The sequence below is a fragment of the Verrucomicrobiales bacterium genome, assembly GCA_016793885.1.
In the GTDB taxonomy this organism is placed as follows: domain Bacteria; phylum Verrucomicrobiota; class Verrucomicrobiia; order Limisphaerales; family UBA11320; genus UBA11320.
The window spans coordinates 97,261-118,211 of sequence record JAEUHE010000042.1; the positions used below are offsets into that span (position 1 = coordinate 97,261).

Annotated in this window: 10 protein-coding genes; 5 read left to right on the top strand and 5 right to left on the bottom strand. The window is 60.2% G+C overall.

Annotated elements, in window-relative coordinates; genetic code table 11:
• Window positions 1–70 precede the first annotated feature (70 nt).
• The 5 genes from JNN07_05445 to JNN07_05465 form a co-directional block, all read right to left on the bottom strand.
• Entirely contained in the window at window positions 71–2,374 is a 2,304-nt protein-coding gene (locus JNN07_05445) for a hypothetical protein (GenBank protein ID MBL9167163.1), read from the bottom strand.
• Between the two features lie 164 nt (window positions 2,375–2,538).
• The gene (locus JNN07_05450; GenBank protein ID MBL9167164.1) at window positions 2,539–3,396 is read right to left on the bottom strand and encodes a prepilin-type N-terminal cleavage/methylation domain-containing protein; all 858 of its coding nucleotides are present in this window, start codon (window positions 3,394–3,396) and stop codon (window positions 2,539–2,541) included.
• Complete coding sequence (locus tag JNN07_05455; GenBank protein MBL9167165.1) at window positions 3,393–5,342, bottom strand: immunoglobulin domain-containing protein; 1,950 nt, start codon at window positions 5,340–5,342, stop codon at window positions 3,393–3,395. The genes JNN07_05450 and JNN07_05455 overlap by 4 nt, the downstream gene beginning before the upstream one ends.
• Window positions 5,343–5,345: 3 nt before the next feature.
• On the bottom strand, window positions 5,346–7,580 hold the full coding sequence (locus tag JNN07_05460; protein MBL9167166.1) for a protein kinase: 2,235 nt from the start codon (window positions 7,578–7,580) through the stop codon (window positions 5,346–5,348).
• 28 nt (window positions 7,581–7,608) lie between these two features.
• The gene (locus tag JNN07_05465) at window positions 7,609–8,340 is read right to left on the bottom strand and encodes a sigma-70 family RNA polymerase sigma factor (GenBank protein ID MBL9167167.1); all 732 of its coding nucleotides are present in this window, start codon (window positions 8,338–8,340) and stop codon (window positions 7,609–7,611) included.
• Window positions 8,341–8,514: 174 nt separating this feature from the next.
• Here JNN07_05465 and JNN07_05470 point away from each other — a divergent pair, with 174 nt between their 5' ends.
• The 5 genes from JNN07_05470 (at window position 8,515) to JNN07_05490 (ending at window position 20,939) form a co-directional block, all read left to right on the top strand.
• Entirely contained in the window at window positions 8,515–9,504 is a 990-nt protein-coding gene (locus JNN07_05470; GenBank protein ID MBL9167168.1) for a hypothetical protein, read from the top strand.
• Between the two features lie 536 nt (window positions 9,505–10,040).
• On the top strand, window positions 10,041–10,862 hold the full coding sequence (locus JNN07_05475; protein ID MBL9167169.1) for a hypothetical protein: 822 nt from the start codon (window positions 10,041–10,043) through the stop codon (window positions 10,860–10,862).
• A 46-nt stretch (window positions 10,863–10,908) separates the two neighbouring features.
• On the top strand, window positions 10,909–12,807 hold the full coding sequence (locus tag JNN07_05480) for a hypothetical protein (GenBank protein MBL9167170.1): 1,899 nt from the start codon (window positions 10,909–10,911) through the stop codon (window positions 12,805–12,807).
• Window positions 12,808–12,828: 21 nt separating this feature from the next.
• Entirely contained in the window at window positions 12,829–14,208 is a 1,380-nt protein-coding gene (locus JNN07_05485; GenBank protein ID MBL9167171.1) for a tail fiber domain-containing protein, read from the top strand.
• A gap of 50 nt (window positions 14,209–14,258) precedes the next feature.
• Window positions 14,259–20,939: a hypothetical protein gene (locus JNN07_05490; protein ID MBL9167172.1), complete on the top strand. Its 6,681-nt coding sequence runs from the start codon at window positions 14,259–14,261 to the stop codon at window positions 20,937–20,939.
• Window positions 20,940–20,951 lie beyond the last annotated feature (12 nt).

A 20,951-nucleotide genomic window follows, 5' to 3' on the forward strand; every position in this document is an offset into this window, starting at 1 on the left:
ATGAGTGATGAGTCGGGAATCGTCCATCATGGAGTGAAGCCCGCTCTGCTGGTCACTCATCACTCCGCTCTCAGCGGGTAGAGGTCACGATAAACCAGGTGGCGGATTGGGGTTTCATGGCGACGGAGAGCGAGATTCGGTGGTTGCGATCGAGGGCATAGACGCGCTTCTTGCCGTCGGCATCGATCACCCGGACCCGGCCGTCGACCCCGGCGTAGTAAAGCGGCACCAGTAACTCCTTCTCGCGCGGTGTATCCAAGGGGTTGAAGACCATGATGAGAGCCTTCTCCTCGAGCAACGGATTGACGTGAAGGTAAAAATCCAGATCACGTGCATCGGGTCGGCGACCATGGATCAGATCCGAGTCCAGTATGGATCGATGCTTCCGATAGAAATCGGTCCACTTTTTGACCACCGACTTCGTCGCGTCGGTGTCGTAAAGCCGGGGACCTCGATAGCAGGCCTGGACACCCGCGCCGAAATTGTTGGCGAGGGTGAGGTTGTAGTGGTCGAGATGCTGGGAGAGCGGCTCGATGGTGGCCGCGGGGCCGCCTCCACCGTATTCCACCAGCGGAACCAGCATCCAACCCATGCTCGGTGTTTTCTCCCAAGTGCCATCGTAGATGTTTTGCCGGGCATGGATCAGCTGCTGGGCGCGCGGCAGGGACCAATTGCTTTCGCGATATCCCATCCCGCATTTGCTGGATCCATTGAGGTAGTAAAGGTCGGGCACATTGAGATAGATCCCGCGGCCGCGGCACCAGCGGTAGAACTCGGTGATCCGTGTCCATTGCGTCCACTGGGAATCTTTGAGTCCGCGGTGTCCGGGATGCGCGGTGGACCCGCAGACATCGCCTGGATACGAGCCGTCATGCTCCAACAAATCCATGCCCGTTTTTTCGAAAAATGCATAGAGCTTGCGGAAATAGTCCTGTCCCCAGCGGCTCTCGATGCATGGCGATACCCCGAAGGTCCCGCCCGCTTTGCCAGTGGCCGGATCCACAATGTCATCCGCTGGTCCGACGCTGCGGCTCGCCAGGAGGGAGTAAGCCCCCAATTCTATCCCGCGTGAGTGGGCATAGTCCGTGAGTTCCTTGTATTGCGCCAGATACTCGGGTTTTTCGTTCTCCATGTCGAAGCCGCTCCAGAACGAGATGATCACCATCTCGAACCCGACCTCGGCACATTGGTCGATGGCCAGCCGAACCGCCTTGGGATCGGCGTTGCGAACATGCATCATGATGGGGTTTTCGGTCACCCATGGCGCGACACGCCGATACATCTGTCGGACGGCCAGCCCCTTCCGTTCGCGGTCGTTCGAATCGTGGAGCAGCTCAAAGGTTCGAAATGATTCCAGGTGGCCTCCCGGCGGGATCTCGATCCCCGGTCCGACCGGGGGACGAGACTCCAGAAGACACGGGGTGATGCTCGAAGCGCTGACCTGGGTGGTGTATTCCGGGTCGATTACCCAGTGCGTGGTCTGATTGGCCGTCTGGACATCCATTCCGCGGAAGGAGTAATCGCTTTGCACGTGCAGGTTCGGGTATTCCCACCGCTCCCGTTTGTCGACCACAGATTCGTATTCGACGGCCGCTAGGATCTCGCTGGTGAAGGTTTCCACGGTGAAGGGCTTGGCTCCGTGGTTGCTCACGATGATTCGTTTGCTCAAGAGAGGGATGCCGTCGTATAATTCATAATGCACCGCCACCTTCACGCCGCTTGTGCCCGATGACGAGTCGTCGGCCTTTTGGCTGGGTTCAGCGAAGTGGAGAATCAATTCGACTCCAGGAGGAGGCCAGGGGAGGTTGGAAGAGTAGCGCGAGCGTTTCCAGGGCATTCGAGGCTGGATGACTCCCGTTTCATAGCCGGTATAGACCAAGGCGTTGGAGCCGGTCGTCATGTGATCCAGCCATTCCCGACGAAGGAATCCTTTGTTGGGTTGGCCAATGAGGCCACCCACGGGGATGAGATTGCTGTTGATGGTGATCTTGGCCTCGGGCTTTACGGCACGGATGACCGATTCGTCGGTCATCAGATTGTCGAACGCCACGGTCGCCGCGTTCGGACTTACCCGCCAGGCCCGGCGGATCAAGCCGTTGTTGAGCACTAATTCTTGGTTGTCCTTCGAGCGGAAGAGTCCCGCACGGAAGGGCGATCTGGCGAGCAGCCAATCCGAGGTGGGGCGTTGAATTGTCTCGATCGGCAGTGAATCCAGTGAGGTCGTAGCGGGGCGCTGGATCGGAATGGGGTTCGACCGGAGATCCGCGGCCCCTAGCTCGGCTGATGATCTGGCGCCCAGAACGAGCAGGATGGATATGGTCGTGGCCTGGCAGAAGCGCTTCGTGCCAAGAATCCAGCGGTGCAGTCGATACATGGCTACGACCCTGCCATACTTCGATCAAAAGTCCAAAATGAGAATCGGGGGATTGGAAGTAGGTGAGGTTCAAGCTGAATTCAGCGCGTAAGCTCCGGCAATGGCACGGGCTTTCAGCCCTCAGTGTGTGGGGAGGCGAAACCTGGGGGTGTCACCCCAGGCTGCTAGGGAGTTAGATTGGGGTTCCACTGAGGATCGATGGTCCAGATGATTTCATTCTGGGGGAAAATGGCCCAGCCATCGCGCACCACCTCTCGGCCCCGCTTTGAATCCACATGGCCGTCCGCGAAGGCAATGTTTCCCAATCCTTCATGGCGGGTCACAAAGCGGTTGGCGAAGACACTGGGCTGACCCGACGAATCGTCGGGTTGAGCCGGGTCGACTTTTGCCTCATCCTCGAGCCGCCCTTCGGTGAACATCACGGTGGAAGGGGTGTGGCGGATTTCGTCAAAGCGGATGGTTCCACGGCCGAAGGTGATCAACTTGGAGTTCATGCCCAGCGAGAAGAATACCGGATGTAGCTTCCCGGGAGCTGCTGGAAAGCGCGCCTCGGGACAATGGAATAGTTGTCCGCGCTCGTAGAACCTCGACCGGGAGGATGGGAGAGCATAGTCTGAAGCCTTCATGTTGCCGAGATGGCGTGGGAGCGCGTTGTACCAGACATCTATCGCTCCGCCACCTTGCACCTGCGCCCATGATTCTCGGGTGGCGCTTCGGGTGATGCTTTCTCGGGCGATGCGGTCCTCGTTGTCATTGGCGTAGGTCTGCTGGGAGATAGCCCAGGTCTTCAAGTTGCCGATGCACACCACTTTGCGGGCCATGGATTTCCCCCGGGCCAGCGTTGGCAATAACACCGCAGTCAGGATGCCCACGATCGCGATGACCACTAGCAATTCAATGAGCGTAAAACCTGCGGCCGTCGGTTTGTTGGGTTGCCTGAGTTGCGCCTGCCGCGAACCAACCGGTTTTTCTGCCGTTGGATGGTCGCCTTCGGTGGCTGAGTTGGTCTGCAGTGGTGTCATGGAACCTGGGCGAGGAGTTTGTAGAAGCGTCGGTGCCCTGGAGGGGATTGTCGCAAGTCCACCATCGACAGTGCCTGGCCATCCGCTTGTCGCTGATAGATCACTTCCCACGTGGTGGCGTCGAGACTATCCGCAGACAGCAGCTGGTAGACCCGTCCTGGTTGCGTAGCCCACTGCAGCCGGATCTCACGATCTTCATAACTCATGCGCAAATGGAGTGGGACTTCGTGCTCCTCCACCCAGCCAGGGGAGCCGAGGTCGTTTGATTCCACGGAACGGAACGCTCCTCGTTCTCCCTCGACGCTGGGCGCGCCGAATGGAGCCAGCACAGGATCGAACCACAAGCTGATTCCCAAGGGCGCATCGGCGAAGCCGACCGAACAGACGTGGTCAGGGTTTTCAGTGGCGTGCGGTCCGAACAGGGTCACACTATCCTCCTCCTGCTGAAAACCGTTGGCGTGGTAGCTGATGACTTGGAGGTTGGCGGGGAGGTTGTGAGGTCCCCACCAGCGCACGAATTCCTCCCGTGACATTCCCTCCACGAAGATGATCGACTCTCCGGGCTGGATCACCAGGTTGGTGGGCAGCCGAGTGGCGTTTCGGACCAAACCGGGAGAATCGTCCCACTGATAGCCTCCGAGGCGCACCGGTTCGGGATGAACACTGGTCAGTTCCCACCAGTCTTGATGGCCAAGGGCCCCTCCCTTGGTGGAGGGTTCAGCGAGGATCTCGGTGATGAGCAATTGGGGCTTCTCGACCAAGCTTATCCGCGCCTCGGTCGAGATGGTACCCAACGCATTCGAGATCTCCACCCGGTACAGTCCCGGGCTAAACGAGTCGACGGCTTTAATTCTAAGGTCTGGACCGGTTTCAGCGGGCAGCGGTCGCTCGTCGTGGAACCACTGGTAGGTCGGCGGAGGGTTGGCGCAGACCCGTACCGATAGCACTGCGGTCTGGGCCATGGTGAGCTCGACGTCGGAGGGCGAGGTCTCGATCTCAGGGGCTTTCAGCTGATCTTCCACTTCCACCCTCACCGTTTCGCTGTTCAACTGTTCGAGGCCGTTGTCGAGACGGACCAGGTATCGGCCTCGATCGGAGCTCGAAAGGAAGGGAATCTTCAACTCCGACTCGGTGCGCCCTGCCAAAACCTGGCCGTCCTTGAGCCACTGGTACCTGGGGGCGGGCAGGCCGCGGGCTTCGACCCGGAGCGAGATCTCACGTCCGATGCAACTCGAGATCGAGCGCGGTTGGGACAAGATTTTGAGCTTCACCGGGCCACGGGTGGTGCCGGGAGACCCAACGTCAGATCCGGTTGCGGAGCGGATGCTGCCGGGTTCATCCGGAACGCTCAATTGATCCACCGTCCCACTTTCCAGATCGTAGGTGAAGCTGAAGCCCTCGGTCGCTTCGCCGAGCGACACAGTTTGCATCAGGACGGGGCGATCGTCCTCCCACTTCCATAACCGAACCGCATCTCGGACATTGTCGAAACCGGGCACGTTGTAGAAATAGATCTGGAGCGGGCTCGGAAGCTGTGCAGAACCCCACCACTGTCGAAATCCGGCTCCATTCTCAAGACGACCCGCGGCCGTGCGGACGAACAGGATGGACTCGCCGGGGCCGATCGATTTTCCCCGCATCAGGGCGGCGTCTCCGGCTTCGGGGCCGGTATCGTCGGTAAAGCGGTAGGGGCTGAGATCGATCGTATCTCTGCCGAAATTGGTCAGTTCCCAATAGTCAGGGCGACGCCAAGGAGGGCTTTCTTCTGCCACAGCAGCATAGGACATGACTTCGGTGATCGCCAGTTGGCCTGGCGCGGGACAGGCGATGCTGCTCAAGCAGATCAACGCCAACCGCGCCCAGGCTCGCTTGGATCCAGGGTAACCTTCTCGCTCTCTCTTCCGCGGGCTGGTGAGGGGAGAATGAATTTGATGTGGAGTGAACATGGGCTACCTTTTGGTTGGTTTTGGCGGGAAAGTCACCGGGATCCGATTGAACCAATGACGTTCCCTGGCCAGATCGTTGGTGGTCGGAGGGCGAAATCGGAGCGGGGGGTCGGGAAGGCTCTCGAGTGCTCCCGTTTCCGCGCTTTCGAACAAGGCTGTGGCGAAGGCATTGGCAGCATCGGCCTGGGCTTTTGCTGAGGCAGCCCAAAGGATTGGACTGCTGAAAAAATCGGTATTGGGAACCGGAGTCAATCCCCGCCATCGATGGATGTTGAAGGCCCGGGTGCTGGCCACGCCCAGGTCGTATTCTCCGCTCAGAACGGCATCGATGACTTTGGAATGGCTATGAAGAAACCCGACCCGGGCAATGGCTTCCGCGGCTCCCTTCATGCGCACATCCTCGATCCAGTCGGGCTCTGGATCCAGGTAATCATACTTGCTCAATTGGGTCGCATCGATGCCAGCCTCCGCCAGTTTGATAAGCCCCCAGAAGCTGATGGTGGCGTTGGTGTCCCCCAGCGCCAGAGAACGTTGAGCGGCGTTTTGGAGCGAGGGGAGGGGCTTGTTCTCGTGGGTGAAGAAGACCCAAGGTTTGCCGCGGCTGGTGGGAATGGCGATCGGCCGTACCCGTGGATTCATTCGTTCGGCATAAAGGAAGGGCAGGGTGCCGAGTCTCATAAAATCCACGTCGCCCTGGGCCAGAGCTTGGGGGCCTAACTCCTGACCTTTGATGAAGTGCAGATCGAGTTTAACCCGGCGGTTCAGCTTTTCCGTCATCCGTTCCTCCAGGAACCCCAAGAGCCGGCCGTAGGTCTCCGCGTCTTCCACTGGAGATTCCCTCAGGTAGAGCCCCACTCGATAGAGGGCGATGTCTCGTCCGTCCGTGCTGGCTACGGAACGCTGGGCGAGCAAGGCCAAATCCTCCGACTTGACGACGAACGTGGACTCCTCGGTTTCCAGCCAGGCGCGCTGCAGGCGCTCCCGAGTGGACACGATCTGACGCGCGACCAACTTGTTGAGTCGGTCGTTGGTTTCGAGCAACTCTTTCCCGAAGCGTTGCTCACTGCGTTGGCTTTCGTGCAGTTTTAAAACCAGCCAGAGCGAGATGCCTAAGGCGCACAGGAGCATGACAATGAACGAGGTTCCCACCGGGTTCCGTCGTATCCAGCGATGGAGGCGGACAGGGGGCGTGGCTCGTCGGGCGAGGATGAGTTCGCGATGCAACCAGCGCTTGAGATCCTCAGCCAACGCCTCGGCGGTAACATAGCGAGCTTGGGGGGCCTTCTCGAGGCACTTGAGGCAGATCGTCGCCAGATCCACATCGATCGAGTGGTTCAGCGCGGTGGGGTTGGTCGGCTGATCCTTCAGCACCTGTTGGAGCGTTTCCAGATGGCTGGCGGCACGGAAGGGGGGCTTTCCGGTGAGCAGTTCGTAGAGGATGATCCCGAGGCTGTAGATGTCGGACGAAGGTCCCACGGGCTTGCCCAAGGCTTGCTCCGGCGACATGTAGTGCGGGGTTCCGACAATGTCCGAGGTGCGGGTCACACCCTCGGCTCGGTCCAGCATCTTGGCGATGCCGAAGTCGCTCAGGTGGGGAATTCCGTCCCGATCGAGCAGGATGTTGTTGGGCTTCAGATCACGGTGCACCACTCCGTGTTCATGAGCGTAGTGCACCGCTGTGCACACGGCGATGAGCAGCTGCGCGATGCGCTCCTGCCTGGCGCGGCGGCTGAAGGATGTGCCTTTGGGTTGGTCGGCGAGCTCTGGGGATTTACTCGCGAGCGAGAAGTCAGCGAGGCGCTTGGCGAGGCTCGATCCTTCGATCAGCCGCATGCTCAGATAAGGCTGCCCGTCGACTTCTCCGGCGTCGTAGGTGGAGACGATGTGGGGGTGTTCCAACATGGCGGCTGCTTCGGCCTCGATTTTGAATCGGGTGAGGGCCGAGGGAGCTATTGCTCCGTTGCTATGCAGCATTTTGAGCGCGACCAGTCGATGCAAGGGCAGGTGGCGAGCCCGATAGACGATGCCCATCCCCCCGACGCCGATCTGTTCCAGAAGTTCGTAGTCTCCGAACCGTCGCGGCAGGGAGGTCGAGTGGCGGGTGGGTTGGGAACTTAGAAGCTCCTCCTCTCCCTCCTGTCCTAAGCGCAGAAGGCAGCCCCCGCACAAGGCGACCGGGGATGAGGCGCACACCGGAGCTTGGCACTCCAGGCACTGGGAACTTGTTGTCATGCTCATAGTGCAAATACGGAACCGTGGGATGACCTTACGAACTGGTTTTGCTCAAAGCGCGGATTAGGTATTGCAGTTCCTCTTGAATTTCATTCGGGGAACCAACTACCTGGAGGACCAACTCCCTGAGCAGCAGGCCGTAGCGTTTGCGGGCCCGATGGATCGCTACATCAACCGCGTTGATTCCTAGGGAGTATTTTTGGGCGATCTCCGCGCGGGGAATGGCTGTTCCTTGGCCGGCGATGTGCGGGTAGAGATCCTCAAAAAAGTCCAACTTGCCCGTCGCGATAGACTCCCGTCTGAGACGATTCATGGCTTCTTCCAGCAGCCGCCGGGCGAAGGCGGCGTCGAACTCCCGGGAATCCTCGGTCGACAGCTCCGTGGCGGTCGGCTCGACGTCTTCCCAAGGAATCGCCGTCTGACCTCCGCCACGCTTGAGCGCATTTTCTCGCTCACGACGTTTGCCCAGATAGTTACGCAGGCAGGCCAGCAAGAACGCGCGGAAGCGGCCTTTGTCGCGCCGAACCGTGGTCAGCGCGTTCCCTTGCAATAGCCCCACGACAAATTCCTGCACGATTTCTTCGGAGTTGTGGTGGTCGTAACCCCGGCTGCGGACGAAGCCATAGATGGGCTTCCAATAGATTCGGCATAGAGACTCTAGCGCTCCTTGCACTTGGGTTTCGCGGCCGTGAAGAGGATCTAGCAAGGCGGTCCATTGGGTAGTCGGGAATATTGAGGGTGATGTTCCATCTCCTTGCTGGGACATAAGCGCGGCTATGGATAGCAGGTGGCCGGGTGCAATCAAGGAAAAGCCGGCTCGGAAGAGCTCGCACGAATGGGGGACCCCTCCTCGTCAATCCCTGCGCTCGTAAGGTTTCCCTTCGTTTCCGTATTCCCTCGGTAGATCCCGGGAAGACAGGTGCGAGACGTGAAGGAATCTATGACTAACCTAGCGATGGTTCCGGTGGCGATTCAGGGAGGATACGGTGGCTTAGGGCGGCCAGACCATCCTGCCCGGAAGTGCTCATTCCGGGCGGAAGAAGCCGAGGTTCCCTGCGTGTCTGATCATCGCATTCTGGGGCGGATAGGCCAGGGCGGCGGTGGCACCGTCTGGTTGGCGAGAACCGTCTTGGGCTCCTACCGTGCGGTCAAGGTGGTGACCCGGGCATGGTTTGCTAGACAACGCCATTACGAGCTGGAGTTCGAAGGCCTCAAGTCCTTTGAGGCGGTGTGTCGGAAACATCCCGACTTCTTGCAAATCTTTCACGTGGGCCGATCGGAGCGCGACGAGTGTTTTTATTATTCCATGGAACTGGCCGATCCGATTGGGCTAGCGGCTCAGCAATCCCCCGTGGAGTATCGTCCGCGAACACTGGGGTCACTGCTCGAACCCGCGGTGCCCATGCCGGTCGGGCTATGCCTGGATTTATTTTTGAAACTCACGAAGCTATTGGCGCTCCTCCATGCCGAGGGGTTGATTCATCGGGATTTGAAGCCGTCTAATGTGCTGTTTGTGGATGGGCGATTGAAGTTGGCGGACGTAGGGTTGGTTACATCCGCTCGCGCCGCCACTGCGGTGGGTGGAACTCCCGGCTACGCTCCGCCAGAGGGGGCCGATTCGGTGGCTGGTGACCTATATAGTCTGGGGCGAATGCTGTACCAGTTCTTGAACGGGTGTTCCTGTCAGCGTTTTCCTGAAATCCCGGCCGATGGAGTTGGGTTAGGCCAACCGTTGTATTGGGACTTGAACGAAGTGATGCTTCACGCCTGTCATCCCGATCCGACTCGACGCTACCGCAGTGCGGTTGAGATGCACGGGGCCCTGCGGCGGCTGATTTCGAATCAGGGGAACGTCCCGGTTCGGCCGTGGTGGTCGTTCTTCCTTCCCCCCCGCCGTTCCACCCCGATGACCCCGTCCTCGTCCCCGTAGTCGTATCCTAATCGTAATCGTAATCGTAATCGGTCACCTCGTTCCCTCGTCCCCCTGATGAACTTCGACGCAGGTTCCGACACCCGCGCGAGCCTCCGACCCAGGGGCGGGCGAAGGCCTACCGGTGAAGCTTGGAAAACTCGGGATTGCGGCTCCTGCCCGGGCAGAGGAAGGGGAGAAACAGATTCTTTGTAATAGTGTGACGGGAAATTCTTAGAATAGGAGTGTCAGCAGGAGTTTTTCGACCGGACCGGACGGTGGCGGAACGGGCCTGGCTCGATGCTGCTACAGCGGGTTCGATTGTTCAGAGGCACGGACGCAAAATGTCATCATTTCTCGGGTTCTGCATTGACAGCGGACGCGTTCCTCTGCCTAGTAATCCTGCTCTCATGGGAATCTTATTCGTAGCTCGATTCCCTTAACTTTTATGCAGGTTGCTTTTGGTTGCTTTTGGTCGAGCAACTCACGTTCGCTCCCAACTCGAAAGCGGACGCGTCGATGACTCTCGACTGACAATTTTTATGAGGAAACTCTGGATGACATGGCCTGGCTCTTTCTGCATTCTCCTCCTGACGGCGGTTGCCGCCGTTGCCCAGGGTCTGCCCGAACCTTCCATCACCTACTATGGCGTGGTCAAAAACATCGCCGGCAGCACCCCCAAGCGCCTCACGTTTGGAACTCTGCGATGGACGATCCAGGAGACTGCTGGTGCGCTCCCGGTGGTGATTACGGTCGGCCTGACCAACATCAACGATCAATTCTCCTACGTGCTGCGCCTCCCCTGTGAGACCCAGTTGGGCGTCGCAGCGGTGTCCTCAGGCCGCCTGCGGCTGACTCCGTCGGGGGTTCAGTACACGCGGTCGCAGGTGTTGGTGAACGGCTCGGTTCCGGCCACGTTGGTAGCCCCGGCGACACCTACGGCCATCTACACCTCCAAGGATAGAGGCCGGTTTGAGCGGCTGGACTTGCAAGTGAGCATTGAGTGTGTCGACAGCGACTCCAACACGGTCTGTGATGACTGGGAGGCCGCCTACTTCGGGGGCTTGGGCAGCAATCTGAATGAGGACACCGATGGTGACGGGCTGTCCAACTATCAGGAGTACCTGGCCGACACCAATCCGCTCGATCCGACTTCCGTCTTCGCCTTCATCGACATCAAGCTCGATCCCGCGGGCGGCGCCCAACTGCGCTGGTCCAGCGCGGCGGAGCGGAACTACACCGTGCTTCGCAGTTCGGATCTGCTGAACGGCTATGTGCCGATTCGCACCGGCGTCACGGCAACGGCGAGCACGCACACCTTTCTCGATGCGACGGCTACGGGAGCTGGGCCGTATTTCTACCGGCTGATCGCCGAATGAGGCTCGAACCACTCTGACCTGACGATGACCTGTGCCATTTTCTCTCATGAATCCTGAAGAATCCAATCCCAAGCCCGACCGGGGTTCCCTGTTCCGTGGCTCGGCGGCGCTGTGTCCATCGCGGCTCTCGGCTGGGTGGAGCCTGGCGGTCCTTTTGTGGTCCCTGGGCAGCTTGCTGACGCAAGCGCAATGGACTGCCCAGACGATCGCGCTCAAACCGGGTTGGAACGCAGTTTACTTGGAGCTGGATCCCGAGCCGGTGGAGTGTGATGCCCTGTTTGCCGGCCTGCCAGTGGAGAGCGTTTGGTCATGGAATCGCCGGTTCTCATCCGTTCAGTTCATTCAAGATCCAGATCAGCTCGTACCCGGTCAGCCTGAATGGTTGACCTGGCTGCCGGCCGCCACCCCCACCGAAAGCCTGGCCAATCTGTTTACACTTCGAGGAGGGCTGCCTTATCTCATCAAGGTGAGGGACACTGCGGCCGCTTTCAACTGGACAGTCTCCGGACGTCCTCGGGTCCAGGCGGTGGACTGGATTTCGGACTCCTACAACTTCGTTGGTTTCCCGATTTCGCCAGCGACGCCACCGACGTTTCAGGCCTTCTTTAGCGGGTCCACCAATCAGGCAGGGAAGCCGATCTATCGCCTGAACACTTCCGGGCTTTGGGAGCTGATTTCTAACCCAGCCGGCACGCCCATGCGCCACGGTGAAGCGTTTTGGGTGAGGTCCGACGGGCGCTCGACGTATTCCGGTCCCGTGGGGCTGGAAATCCCGGGTAGTTCTTCGCTGACCTATGGCTGGCAGACCACCGAGTTGACGCTGAGGTTTAAGAATCAGTCGTCGAGCCCGCGGACCTTGAATCTCAAAGCGCAGGCATCGGCCAATGCTCCCGCAGGCTGGCCGGTGCTGGCGGGCGGTATCCCGTTTTCCTATTACGCCACCGATCTGCCCAACAACCAATCGGGCTGGGTGCCCTTGCCGGCTGCCGGTTGGACCAGTCCGGTGCTGCCTCCAGGTGGTGAGTGGTTGCTGCGCGTCGAGGCGCGTCGACGTGATCTGGCCCCGTTCGCGGGCACGGCGGCCGCGGCCGGAGCACTTTATCAATCCGTGCTCGAGTTGACCGACGGAAGTGGCTATCGGCAGCTGATTGGCGTTCGGGCGGAAGGACCTAATGCTACCGGGCCGCAGCCTGGCTCGCCGGTCCGCTTGGCGGATGGAACGGTTTCGGCGCGCGCCGGATTATGGGTGGGCAACGTTGTGCTCCAAAAGGTGAGCCAGCCCTCAAACATCGGCAGTCCCAACACGCCGCTCCCGGTGGCCAACGCCCTGCAGTTTCGAATTCTGATCCACGTCGACGAATCTGGTCAGGCTCGCCTGGTGCAGAAGGTTCTGCAGATGTGGAAGCCGGGGACCTACCACCCGGATCCGTCGGATCCCACCCAACAAACGGTTGAGCAGCCAGGACGGTTTGTTTTGGTAACCGACGAGGCTCTGGCCGGCAACTGGTCGGGAGTCACTCTCCGCGATGGCGATCCGGTGCCCCGCCGGGTGAGCACGGTGGGCTACGCGCTCAAGACCCCGCTGCCCTTGGTGGGCGCCGGAACGTTTGGCGCCAACACCATCGGCGGCTCGATCCTCCTGGGTTACGATGATCCGCTCAACCCCTTCAAACATAAGTATCATCCCGACCACGACAACCTGACGGAGCGGTTTGATCAGACGTTGCCGGAGGGCCAGGAGTCGTTCACGTTCACCCGCCAGATCAGCCTTGAGTTTAGCTCCACGGATCCCGAGGGCTTGCGTTTGCCGGGCTGGGGGGACACTCAGCTGGGCGGGACTTACCGTGAGACGATGCGCGGGGTGCACCGGAAACCTATTTTTCTGCAGGGGATCTTTCGGCTGAGCCGAGCATCACGAGTCCCCCTTCTCAACGACGGACTTTGATAGAACCACCTTTTTATTATTATGAAGCAGACCCTCCTTACTCGCTCGGGCAAAGCCTGCCAATGGGTGCTCACGTTGACACTTGCCGGCCTGGCGCTGGCGGGGCCGACCCGGCTGCGCGCGGCGCATCCTCCCTCGGCCTCGGCCACTCCGACCGTGCCCTTCCTGATGAACTATCAGGGAACGCTGCAGGACGGCAGCGGCACGCCCCTGGCCACGGGCGACTACGAGCTGAGTTTCAGCATCTACTCCGCGGCATCGGGTGGCGCTCTGCTGTGGGGGCCGCAGCGGCTGAACGGCCAGAGCGGCACGGGACTCGGGCCGCGAGTTCCGGTGGTCTCGGGACGATTTAACGTGGTGCTTGGTCCGGTGGACACCGCCGATCGGACCTTGGCCGACGTGTTCAATCAGTCCGCCACCTTCCTCGAGATCACCGTCGGCTCGGCGGCACCGATCTCGCCGCGGCAGCGGATCATGCCCAATGCCTATGCGTTCAATTCCTCCCTGCTGAATGGGTTCAGCTGGGACAGCTTGTTCAGCAATGGCAACCCGGAGACTGGCGCCCTGTTCGTCGGCCAAGATCCTTCGGTGGCGATCTCTGAGACCGGTGCTGCGACGTTCCCCAAGATGGATGTGTCCGGCCGAATTCGACTGCGGCAGGGCGGGAGCGGATCGGCGGGCCTTTGGCTTCGTCAGAACGCGGTGGCCTCCGATCGGGCCTTTATTGGGATGTCGACCGATGATGAGGTTGGCTTCTGGGGGACTCCCTTGGGAGCTTTTGGTCTGACCATGAATGTCAACGACGGCAAGGTGAGGGCACCGCGAGGTTTCGTTCCGGGCACAGGGCCGGACGCCGGGGTTCAGTTTGGGCTGTGGAGCGATAGCATTTTCATCATCGGACAGCCCTTGCGCAATTATACCAATCGGGTCTTCGGCGAGTTCCGTCGTGCAGCATTCGGATTCGGGGGGTGGTATAACCTGGTTGTGGAAGCTCCGGCTCAGCTGGATGTTCGAGCCCCCGCCAGCGTCTTCACCGGGACAGTCTCGGCCACCAGTTATGCGAGCACCTCCGATCGACGTCTGAAGACCGACATTGAACGTATCCCGAACCCCCTTGATGTCCTGGCCCAGATTGACGGGGTTAGCTTTCGTTTTGATCAGGACTCGGAACTAGCGAAGCAGACCGGATTCAGCCTGCCTAAGGGACGCCAGGTGGGTGTCCTGGCGCAGGAGGTGGAGAAGGTGTTGCCAGATGCCGTGCAGAAGGACGCTCAAGGCATTCTTTCGGTGAACTACAATGGACTCACGGGCGTGTTGGTCGAGGCAATCAAGCAGCAGCAGAAGGAGTTGGAGGCTCTGCGCTCAGAGCTGAAATCGCTGCGGGAGAAACTGCAACCGTAAGTGGGAATTGGGACGGGTCATGCGACCATTTAACACCTGATTACCCGACTATGAAGGACCCTTTAAAAATCCCTGCCGCCAACGAGACCCCCCTTCGGGGCTCTGAGCGCCGTGTCGTGCCAGGGCCATCGGATCGCCTGGAGTGTGGCGCGCTGGTATCGACGTTGACCGCCGGCTTGCGAACCTTCGTCTTGCTGGCGCTCGCCCTGACCGCTTCCGCCGCGCAGATCACGCTTAACCCGGTCGGTTATGAGAATCGGGTTTACACCACGCCGCCTCCGAATCTGCCAGGAACGAGCAGCAACCCGCAGGCGAAGGCGCTCAGCGCGTTCGGTGGCAACCTTGGCCCCGCCGGGGCGCCCAGCACTCCCAAGAGTGGGAATCTGTATCTGGTGCAATCCGCCTTTGGTCAGCCCGTGGAGGCACCGAGCAATCCTGATTTTCTTTTCGGACAGGAGATCATTCCCAATGCTGCGCTCGGAGCTGATCTGAGCCGCGAACCGATTATCGATCCCGTGGGACGGGCCATCTACATCACCGATGCCCGGCGTGTGTTTGCCGCCGAACCGGGCTATGTGCAGATCACGTGGAAGAAAAACGATGGGAGCCCGGTGGGTCCGGTGCGCTATTTGATCGGGGCTACTCCGTTTCAATCCCCGCCAGTTGCGGTCTATCACACGCACAATCTTGATGCGGACCTCACCCTCCCGACACCTCCTCCGCCTCAAACCCGGGCTCCGCTGGTGGATTTGCAGGCCATTCAGCAGGTGGTGATTCATTACAACTCCGCCATCCCGGCCGGCTCACTGGTGCTCAACCGGAGCGGCAGCGTGGCCAACCTGTTCGCGAAGGCCAACGTGGGGTTGGTGTTGTTGGAGTATCGAGAGAACGGTCAGTTCGTGGCGGTGGAGACCGTGGCCATCCGGTCGGATCGATCTACGGACGGCCCGACCACTGCGGCTGATATTGGGACTGCGTTAACCCCATTCATCGGAGTGGGTGCGTCGGCGGGCAAGCCGATCGTCACCTTGGGGTTGGACCCGGTCAACCCCGTGGCGACGCGCGTCTACCAGCATGAGACCGTCGGATCGGCGCAGTTCGGAGCAGTGTTCCCGGTGCGACGTTCGTCCGTGGGCTCAGAGATTGAGGTCTATTGGACCAAGACAGGTTTTCGAGGAATTGTTTGGCCTTATGAGTTGCACCAGTACACGGCTGATTGGCCGGTAGCTCCGCAGCGATTCCAGCTGTACGTCCGGGGCGAAGCTGGATTAGTGGGACCATCCGTGGTCGTTCCCTCAGCGTTCAATGCCAGCCTGATGCCATTCCAAGAGCCTTCTGGGCATGCGCCGGCCATCAATGGGGTTGAATTCCAAACCACCGGGCCGGGCTGGTCCTTGTTGAAATACGCGCCGAGCAACGCCGTGATTTTTCAGGTCGTGCGGTCGGTGGCGCATGGCGACACCGCCTTCTTCAATCTTTCGCCCACCAATTGGAACATCGGGCAACAGATCCTGGATCCGTACCATCAAGGCCAGGCACCGGGCTACATTCATGTCTCGCAGGGCAACCGTTACGATTGGGAGATCTACGATGGCGACACCAACGCGCCGCCGGCCTTCAAGACCGGTCAGATCTTTGCGGTTAACGAGGGGTTGCTGGAGGTTTGGTGGGCGAACTTGAATCAGGGCGTGCAATGGCCGTCGCTGGTCAAGCGCTACAACAACGTCTGGGCGCCCACGAACAGCAGCATCGTGATCGCCAGCCTGAAGGGCGGGGGAGCCATCGATCCGGTGAACCAGCGGAACTACCGGATCTATTTCCAGAACGACGCTGGATTCGCAGGATTCAATCCGAACGATGAGCATGCGTTGATTCGTGACGGCGGCGAAGGTGAGAGCGTGTATGCGCTTCGTGATGATTTGGGCACCCCCGGTACGTCCAAGCCCTATGTGCTGCTCAAGTATCAGGGCAAGACCACCAACACCTGGAGCTACACCGTATATGAGGTGGCGGCGGAGAAGGCTCCGTTTTTCTTCAACTATCCGGCCACGGCCGCGACGTTGTTGCAACCCCCCTTCCCGTTGAGCCTGTTCCAGCCCTGCTCCGAAAGCTCCGGCGTCAGCGGGCCGTTTTGGCGGGATCGCAAACTGGCCTTTTGGGCTCGGGCGGCTGGCAACGACGGCGGCAATGCCGATGTGGTCATGCGGTTTTTCTATCCGGTTCAGGACGGTTTCTATTTCCCGGGGGCGGACGCCCCGGTGCCGGGCGACCATGTTCCCTGGCTCGATCGTCGGCCGGGTGGAACACCGGGAGTGCCCACCGACATCACCTACGACATCCATTGGCCGTCGGCCCCTGAGCTTCGCGTGGCGGAGACGCTGGTGAAGCCGAAGTTTGGGCTGCCGGACATTGCGCATCAGACCAGCGTGGAGATCGTGTATGACCAGTCGATTGCGAACGCCCGGGGCAGCCTCGTGCGGCTGATCGACCCGACCCGCGAGTTTGGGGTGAGCCTGGCGTCGGTGCCGGGCGACGTGGCGACCGCCAGTCAGGGCGGGAAGGTTTACTTCACGACCCTGCCGCCCCATTTGCGCGAACGGTTCTATTATGATCCCACGGCGCAGCAGCTTCGGTTCAAAGGCGAGTTCGTCGAGCCTCCGGCCGGGGAGTATTACCTCTTGATGAATGTGATCTCCTCGCGAGATAGGGCCATTTTGCTCGCGCTCAGCCGCAATGTGCCCTTCCAGACAGCCATTAATCAGCTGGCGGATGCGAATCAGTCCGGTCTGGATGTGATTCGCAACGCCACGGGATTTGACTCCCTGGCGCTGACCGCTGGGTTTGCCCGGGGCACCGGCTATGTCACGGTGGCGTTCGGCAACAACACGGTCCTTTCCCCGCCGGCCGAACCGGTGGTTCTGCAGGTGATTAAGGTGACCTGCCCGACCTATCAGGGCGAGATCAAGGTCATTCCGTCGGGCAATCCCTTCGATGAAAAGATCACGCTTCGTCACTCCGGTGATTTTGCTGGGAGAGCTGAGAATTACATCTTCGAATGGCGGACACGGCCGCCGGTGGACGGCTTGCCGCCGACGAATCCGCCGGAGCAATGGTCTGCCTTCACGCCCAAGCCTGCCACGGGTGAAGGTGCGCTGGACATCACCATTGAAGGCTCAGGCTTGTTCACCTTGACCGACAACTACTTCATCTGCCGGTATCGGCCTAAGGACAACCCGGTGTGCACCGATGCCGGAAACCCCCAGGGATGGAGCGATTGGACCGCGCCGCAGCTGGCCGAAGGATGGATCAAGCGCGTGGTCCGGGGAATCAACCCCTTCGAGCAGCGCATCAAGGCCTATCAGGACAACCAGGTAAACACGATTGTCAGCATGATCAGCCAAGCGGGGACGCGGTCCGTTGGAAGCGTTCCCTTGAGCCAGCAGGCGGCCAACGACTTTGGTCTGATTGAAATTTATGAGACGGTGCTCAAGCGCGGCATCGGGCTGAGCATAGAAGGCGCGCCGGCGGTGGACTATGGGCCGGCCAACGATGCACTGCTGTTGGTCGCGGGGCGTTTGGCTGACCTCTACATGCTGTTGGGCAATGAGGCTTACGCGGATGCGGCCGACCCGACCATCGCATTCGGAACCGATGACGGCACCTATGGCTCGGAGGCCACCTCGATCCACTGCTTCATGAACCAGACCGCCTCGCTGCTCGAGGAAGAACTGGCATTGCTGCGAGGACGGGACGACACCTTGCTGCCGTCGGTGCGGACCTATCCCTTCTACAACCGGCTCATCTGGAACTTCACCAGCGATTTGAGTGGGGGCGAGGTGGCTTATTCACTCAACTACAACATTCGTGATGTGAACGACGATGTGGGGGGCACGATCAACGAGGCCGACGCCCGGAAGCTGTATCCGCAGGGGCATGGAGATTCCTGGGGGCATTACCTCATGGCCGTAAAGAACTATTACCGGCTGCTTCGCAACGACAACTTCAGCTGGGTGCCACGGACGGAGGCGGTGTTGGTGGGCGGTGTCCCGGTCTCGGTTGATTTTCTGGATGAGCGCAAATTCGCGGCGGCAGCCGCGGCTCGTGCGCGCACCGGGGCGGAGATTGTGAACCTCACCTATCGGTCGAAGTTCGTGGAGGATCCAGCCGGGCAATGGCAGGGGTATCAGGACACCAAGCCGGAGCGGGCCTGGGGACTATCAGAATGGGGATTACGCGCGGGGCAAGGTGCGTTGGTCGACTGGGTGGTGGCGAATGCGTTGCTTCCGAGCGTCGATGAAAATCCCGCGCACACGGGAATTCAAAAGATCGATCGGACGACCGTGCGCGAGTTGAACGACATCGCTAGCGCGTTTGTGGACGTCCAGGCCAAGGTGGACATGGCGGATGCCGGGCTGAATCCGTTGGGATTAGCGCAGAACGTGATTCCGTTCGATATCGATCCGACGGGGGTGGCCTCCGGCAAGACCCATTTTGAGCAGATCTTTGATCGTGCCGTGGGCGCCTTGAACAATGCCATCTCGGTCTTCAACCATGCCAACAACAGCTCTCAGCTGCTGCGTCGTCAGGCCGACAGCGTGACCGACTTTCAGGAGACCGTTGAAGCCCGGGAGTCCGATTTCACCAGCCGGCTCATTGAGGCGTTTGGGTATCCGTACACGGATGACATCGGACCCACTGGGGCGTATCCCACCGGTTATGATGGACCGGACATTTATCACTTTGACTATGTGGACGTGTCCGATCTGGCCGGAGTGGTGCCTCCGCTCACCCAGGTTCGGAACTTCCAGCTCACGACGGACGAGGTCAACCCTGACGGGAGTTTGACGAAGAGCACGCGCACGGTGAGTTTTCATATCGCGACCAACGCCTTTGGGTTGGTGAAACCTGCAAATTGGTCGGGTCGGCGGCGGGCACCGGGCGAGATCCAGCTGGCGCGTGGCGAGCTCATTCAGAGTCGGGTGCGGTTCGAGAAAGGGCTTAAGGAGTATGAGAACTTGCTGGCGCAGATCGAGGATCAGGCGCGCTTGGCCGAGGCTCAGTACGGGGTCGGCAACGAAGAGATCAAGATTCTGGATCGGAGCCGCAATACTCAGGTCAGTTTGAACGCGCAGCTGCTGGGTGCGCGTCGGCAGGCGGCGAACCTGCGGGCTATGGCCGCCTTTGCAGTTCTCTCCTCCACCTCCATGGCGGAAGCCATGCCGACCGACGTCGGGTTCGCGGTGGATGCCACTTCCTTCGCTCGTGGCGCCATGCGGCTCATTGGGGCGATCGCCTCGCAACAGTTCACCGCCGACGCGGACCAGCAGGAGGTGGCGGTGACGAGCTATCAGCTCAAGAAGGAGGAAGCGCAGGCCGAAACCAACATCGAGCTTACTGCGCTCAAAAACGACTTTGCGCTCCTGCAGCTGCTCGCCCAAGTGAAGCAATTGATCCGTCAGGAGACGGCCTTCCGGCTTGAGCTGTATGGACTTCGTGAAACCATCCAACAGAACATCAGCCGTTATCAGGCGGCTTTGGCCAAAGGGCAGCGGATTTTGGACGACCGGCTGCGGTTCCGCCAGCAGACGGCGGCCCAAACTCAGGCGTACCGATACAAGGACATGGCCTTCCGGATTTTCCGCAATGACGCGTTGCAGAAGTATCGGGCTCAATTCGATCTGGCTGCCCAGTATGTGTATCTTGCTGCCCGGGCCTACGATTTCGAGACCAACCTCAAGAAGGGTGATCCCCGGGGGCCCGGCAAGGATTTCATGACGAGCATCATTCGGAGTCGCTCGCTTGGCTTGGTTGAGAACGGTCTTCCTCACACGGGCAGCGGGCAGGGTGACCCAGGGCTGTCGGACCCGATGGCCCGCCTCTTCCAGAATTGGAATCTGGTGCTGAAGGGGCAGCTCGGGTTCAATAATCCGCAGACTGAAACCGGGCGGTTTTCGCTTCGATCCGAGTTCCTGCGGGTGCAGGCCGGATCGCAAGGGACAGCCGCTTGGCGCGAGGCGCTTACTCGCTTCGTGGTGCCCAATGTTCTCGAGTTGGAGGAGTTCAAGCGCTACTGCATCCCGTTCACTCCGCAGCTGCCGGTTGAGCCGGCCATCGTGATCCCGTTCAACACCACGATCAACTTCGGGGAGAACTTCTTCGGATGGCCGGCGGGCGGGGGCGACAACGATTATGACTCGACCCACTTTGCGACCAAGATCCGGTCCGTTGGCGTGTGGTTCGCCAACTACAACAATCTGGTGAACAACGGCATGATCAACACTCCGCGGGTTTATCTGGTGCCGGTTGGCGTGGATATCATGCGGTCCCCCACCGACAACACTGGAACGATTCGGGAATGGCGGATCGTCGATCAGGCGATGCCGGTGCCGTTCCCGCTCTCCCTGGGAGATCTGGCCGATCCGAGTTGGATCCCGGGCAACGACACTCTCTCCGGGCAACTGGCTGACATCCGGCGTTACCCGAGGTTCCGGGCCTATCATGACAGCGGGAACTTCGACCCGAGTCAGACCATCTCCGACACTCGGCTGATCGGACGTTCGGTGTGGAACACGCGCTGGCTGCTCATCATTCCTGGAGGGACTCTGCACAGCGATCGGAACGAGGGCATTCAGCGCTTCATCAACGGCAATCTCGTCGGGGTTCGACGCGATGGAAACGGGGTCTCGGACATCAAAGTGTTCTTCCAGACCTACGCCTACTCCGGAAATTAGGGTGCTGACAAT

Coding starts and splice junctions, on each gene's coding strand:
- JNN07_05445 (MBL9167163.1), bottom strand. CDS start 2,374: ATGTATCGACTGCACCGCTGGATTCTTGGCACGAAGCGCTTCTGCCAG.
- JNN07_05450 (MBL9167164.1), bottom strand. CDS start 3,396: ATGACACCACTGCAGACCAACTCAGCCACCGAAGGCGACCATCCAACG.
- JNN07_05455 (MBL9167165.1), bottom strand. CDS start 5,342: ATGTTCACTCCACATCAAATTCATTCTCCCCTCACCAGCCCGCGGAAG.
- JNN07_05460 (MBL9167166.1), bottom strand. CDS start 7,580: ATGAGCATGACAACAAGTTCCCAGTGCCTGGAGTGCCAAGCTCCGGTG.
- JNN07_05465 (MBL9167167.1), bottom strand. CDS start 8,340: ATGTCCCAGCAAGGAGATGGAACATCACCCTCAATATTCCCGACTACC.
- JNN07_05470 (MBL9167168.1), top strand. CDS start 8,515: ATGACTAACCTAGCGATGGTTCCGGTGGCGATTCAGGGAGGATACGGT.
- JNN07_05475 (MBL9167169.1), top strand. CDS start 10,041: ATGACATGGCCTGGCTCTTTCTGCATTCTCCTCCTGACGGCGGTTGCC.
- JNN07_05480 (MBL9167170.1), top strand. CDS start 10,909: ATGAATCCTGAAGAATCCAATCCCAAGCCCGACCGGGGTTCCCTGTTC.
- JNN07_05485 (MBL9167171.1), top strand. CDS start 12,829: ATGAAGCAGACCCTCCTTACTCGCTCGGGCAAAGCCTGCCAATGGGTG.
- JNN07_05490 (MBL9167172.1), top strand. CDS start 14,259: ATGAAGGACCCTTTAAAAATCCCTGCCGCCAACGAGACCCCCCTTCGG.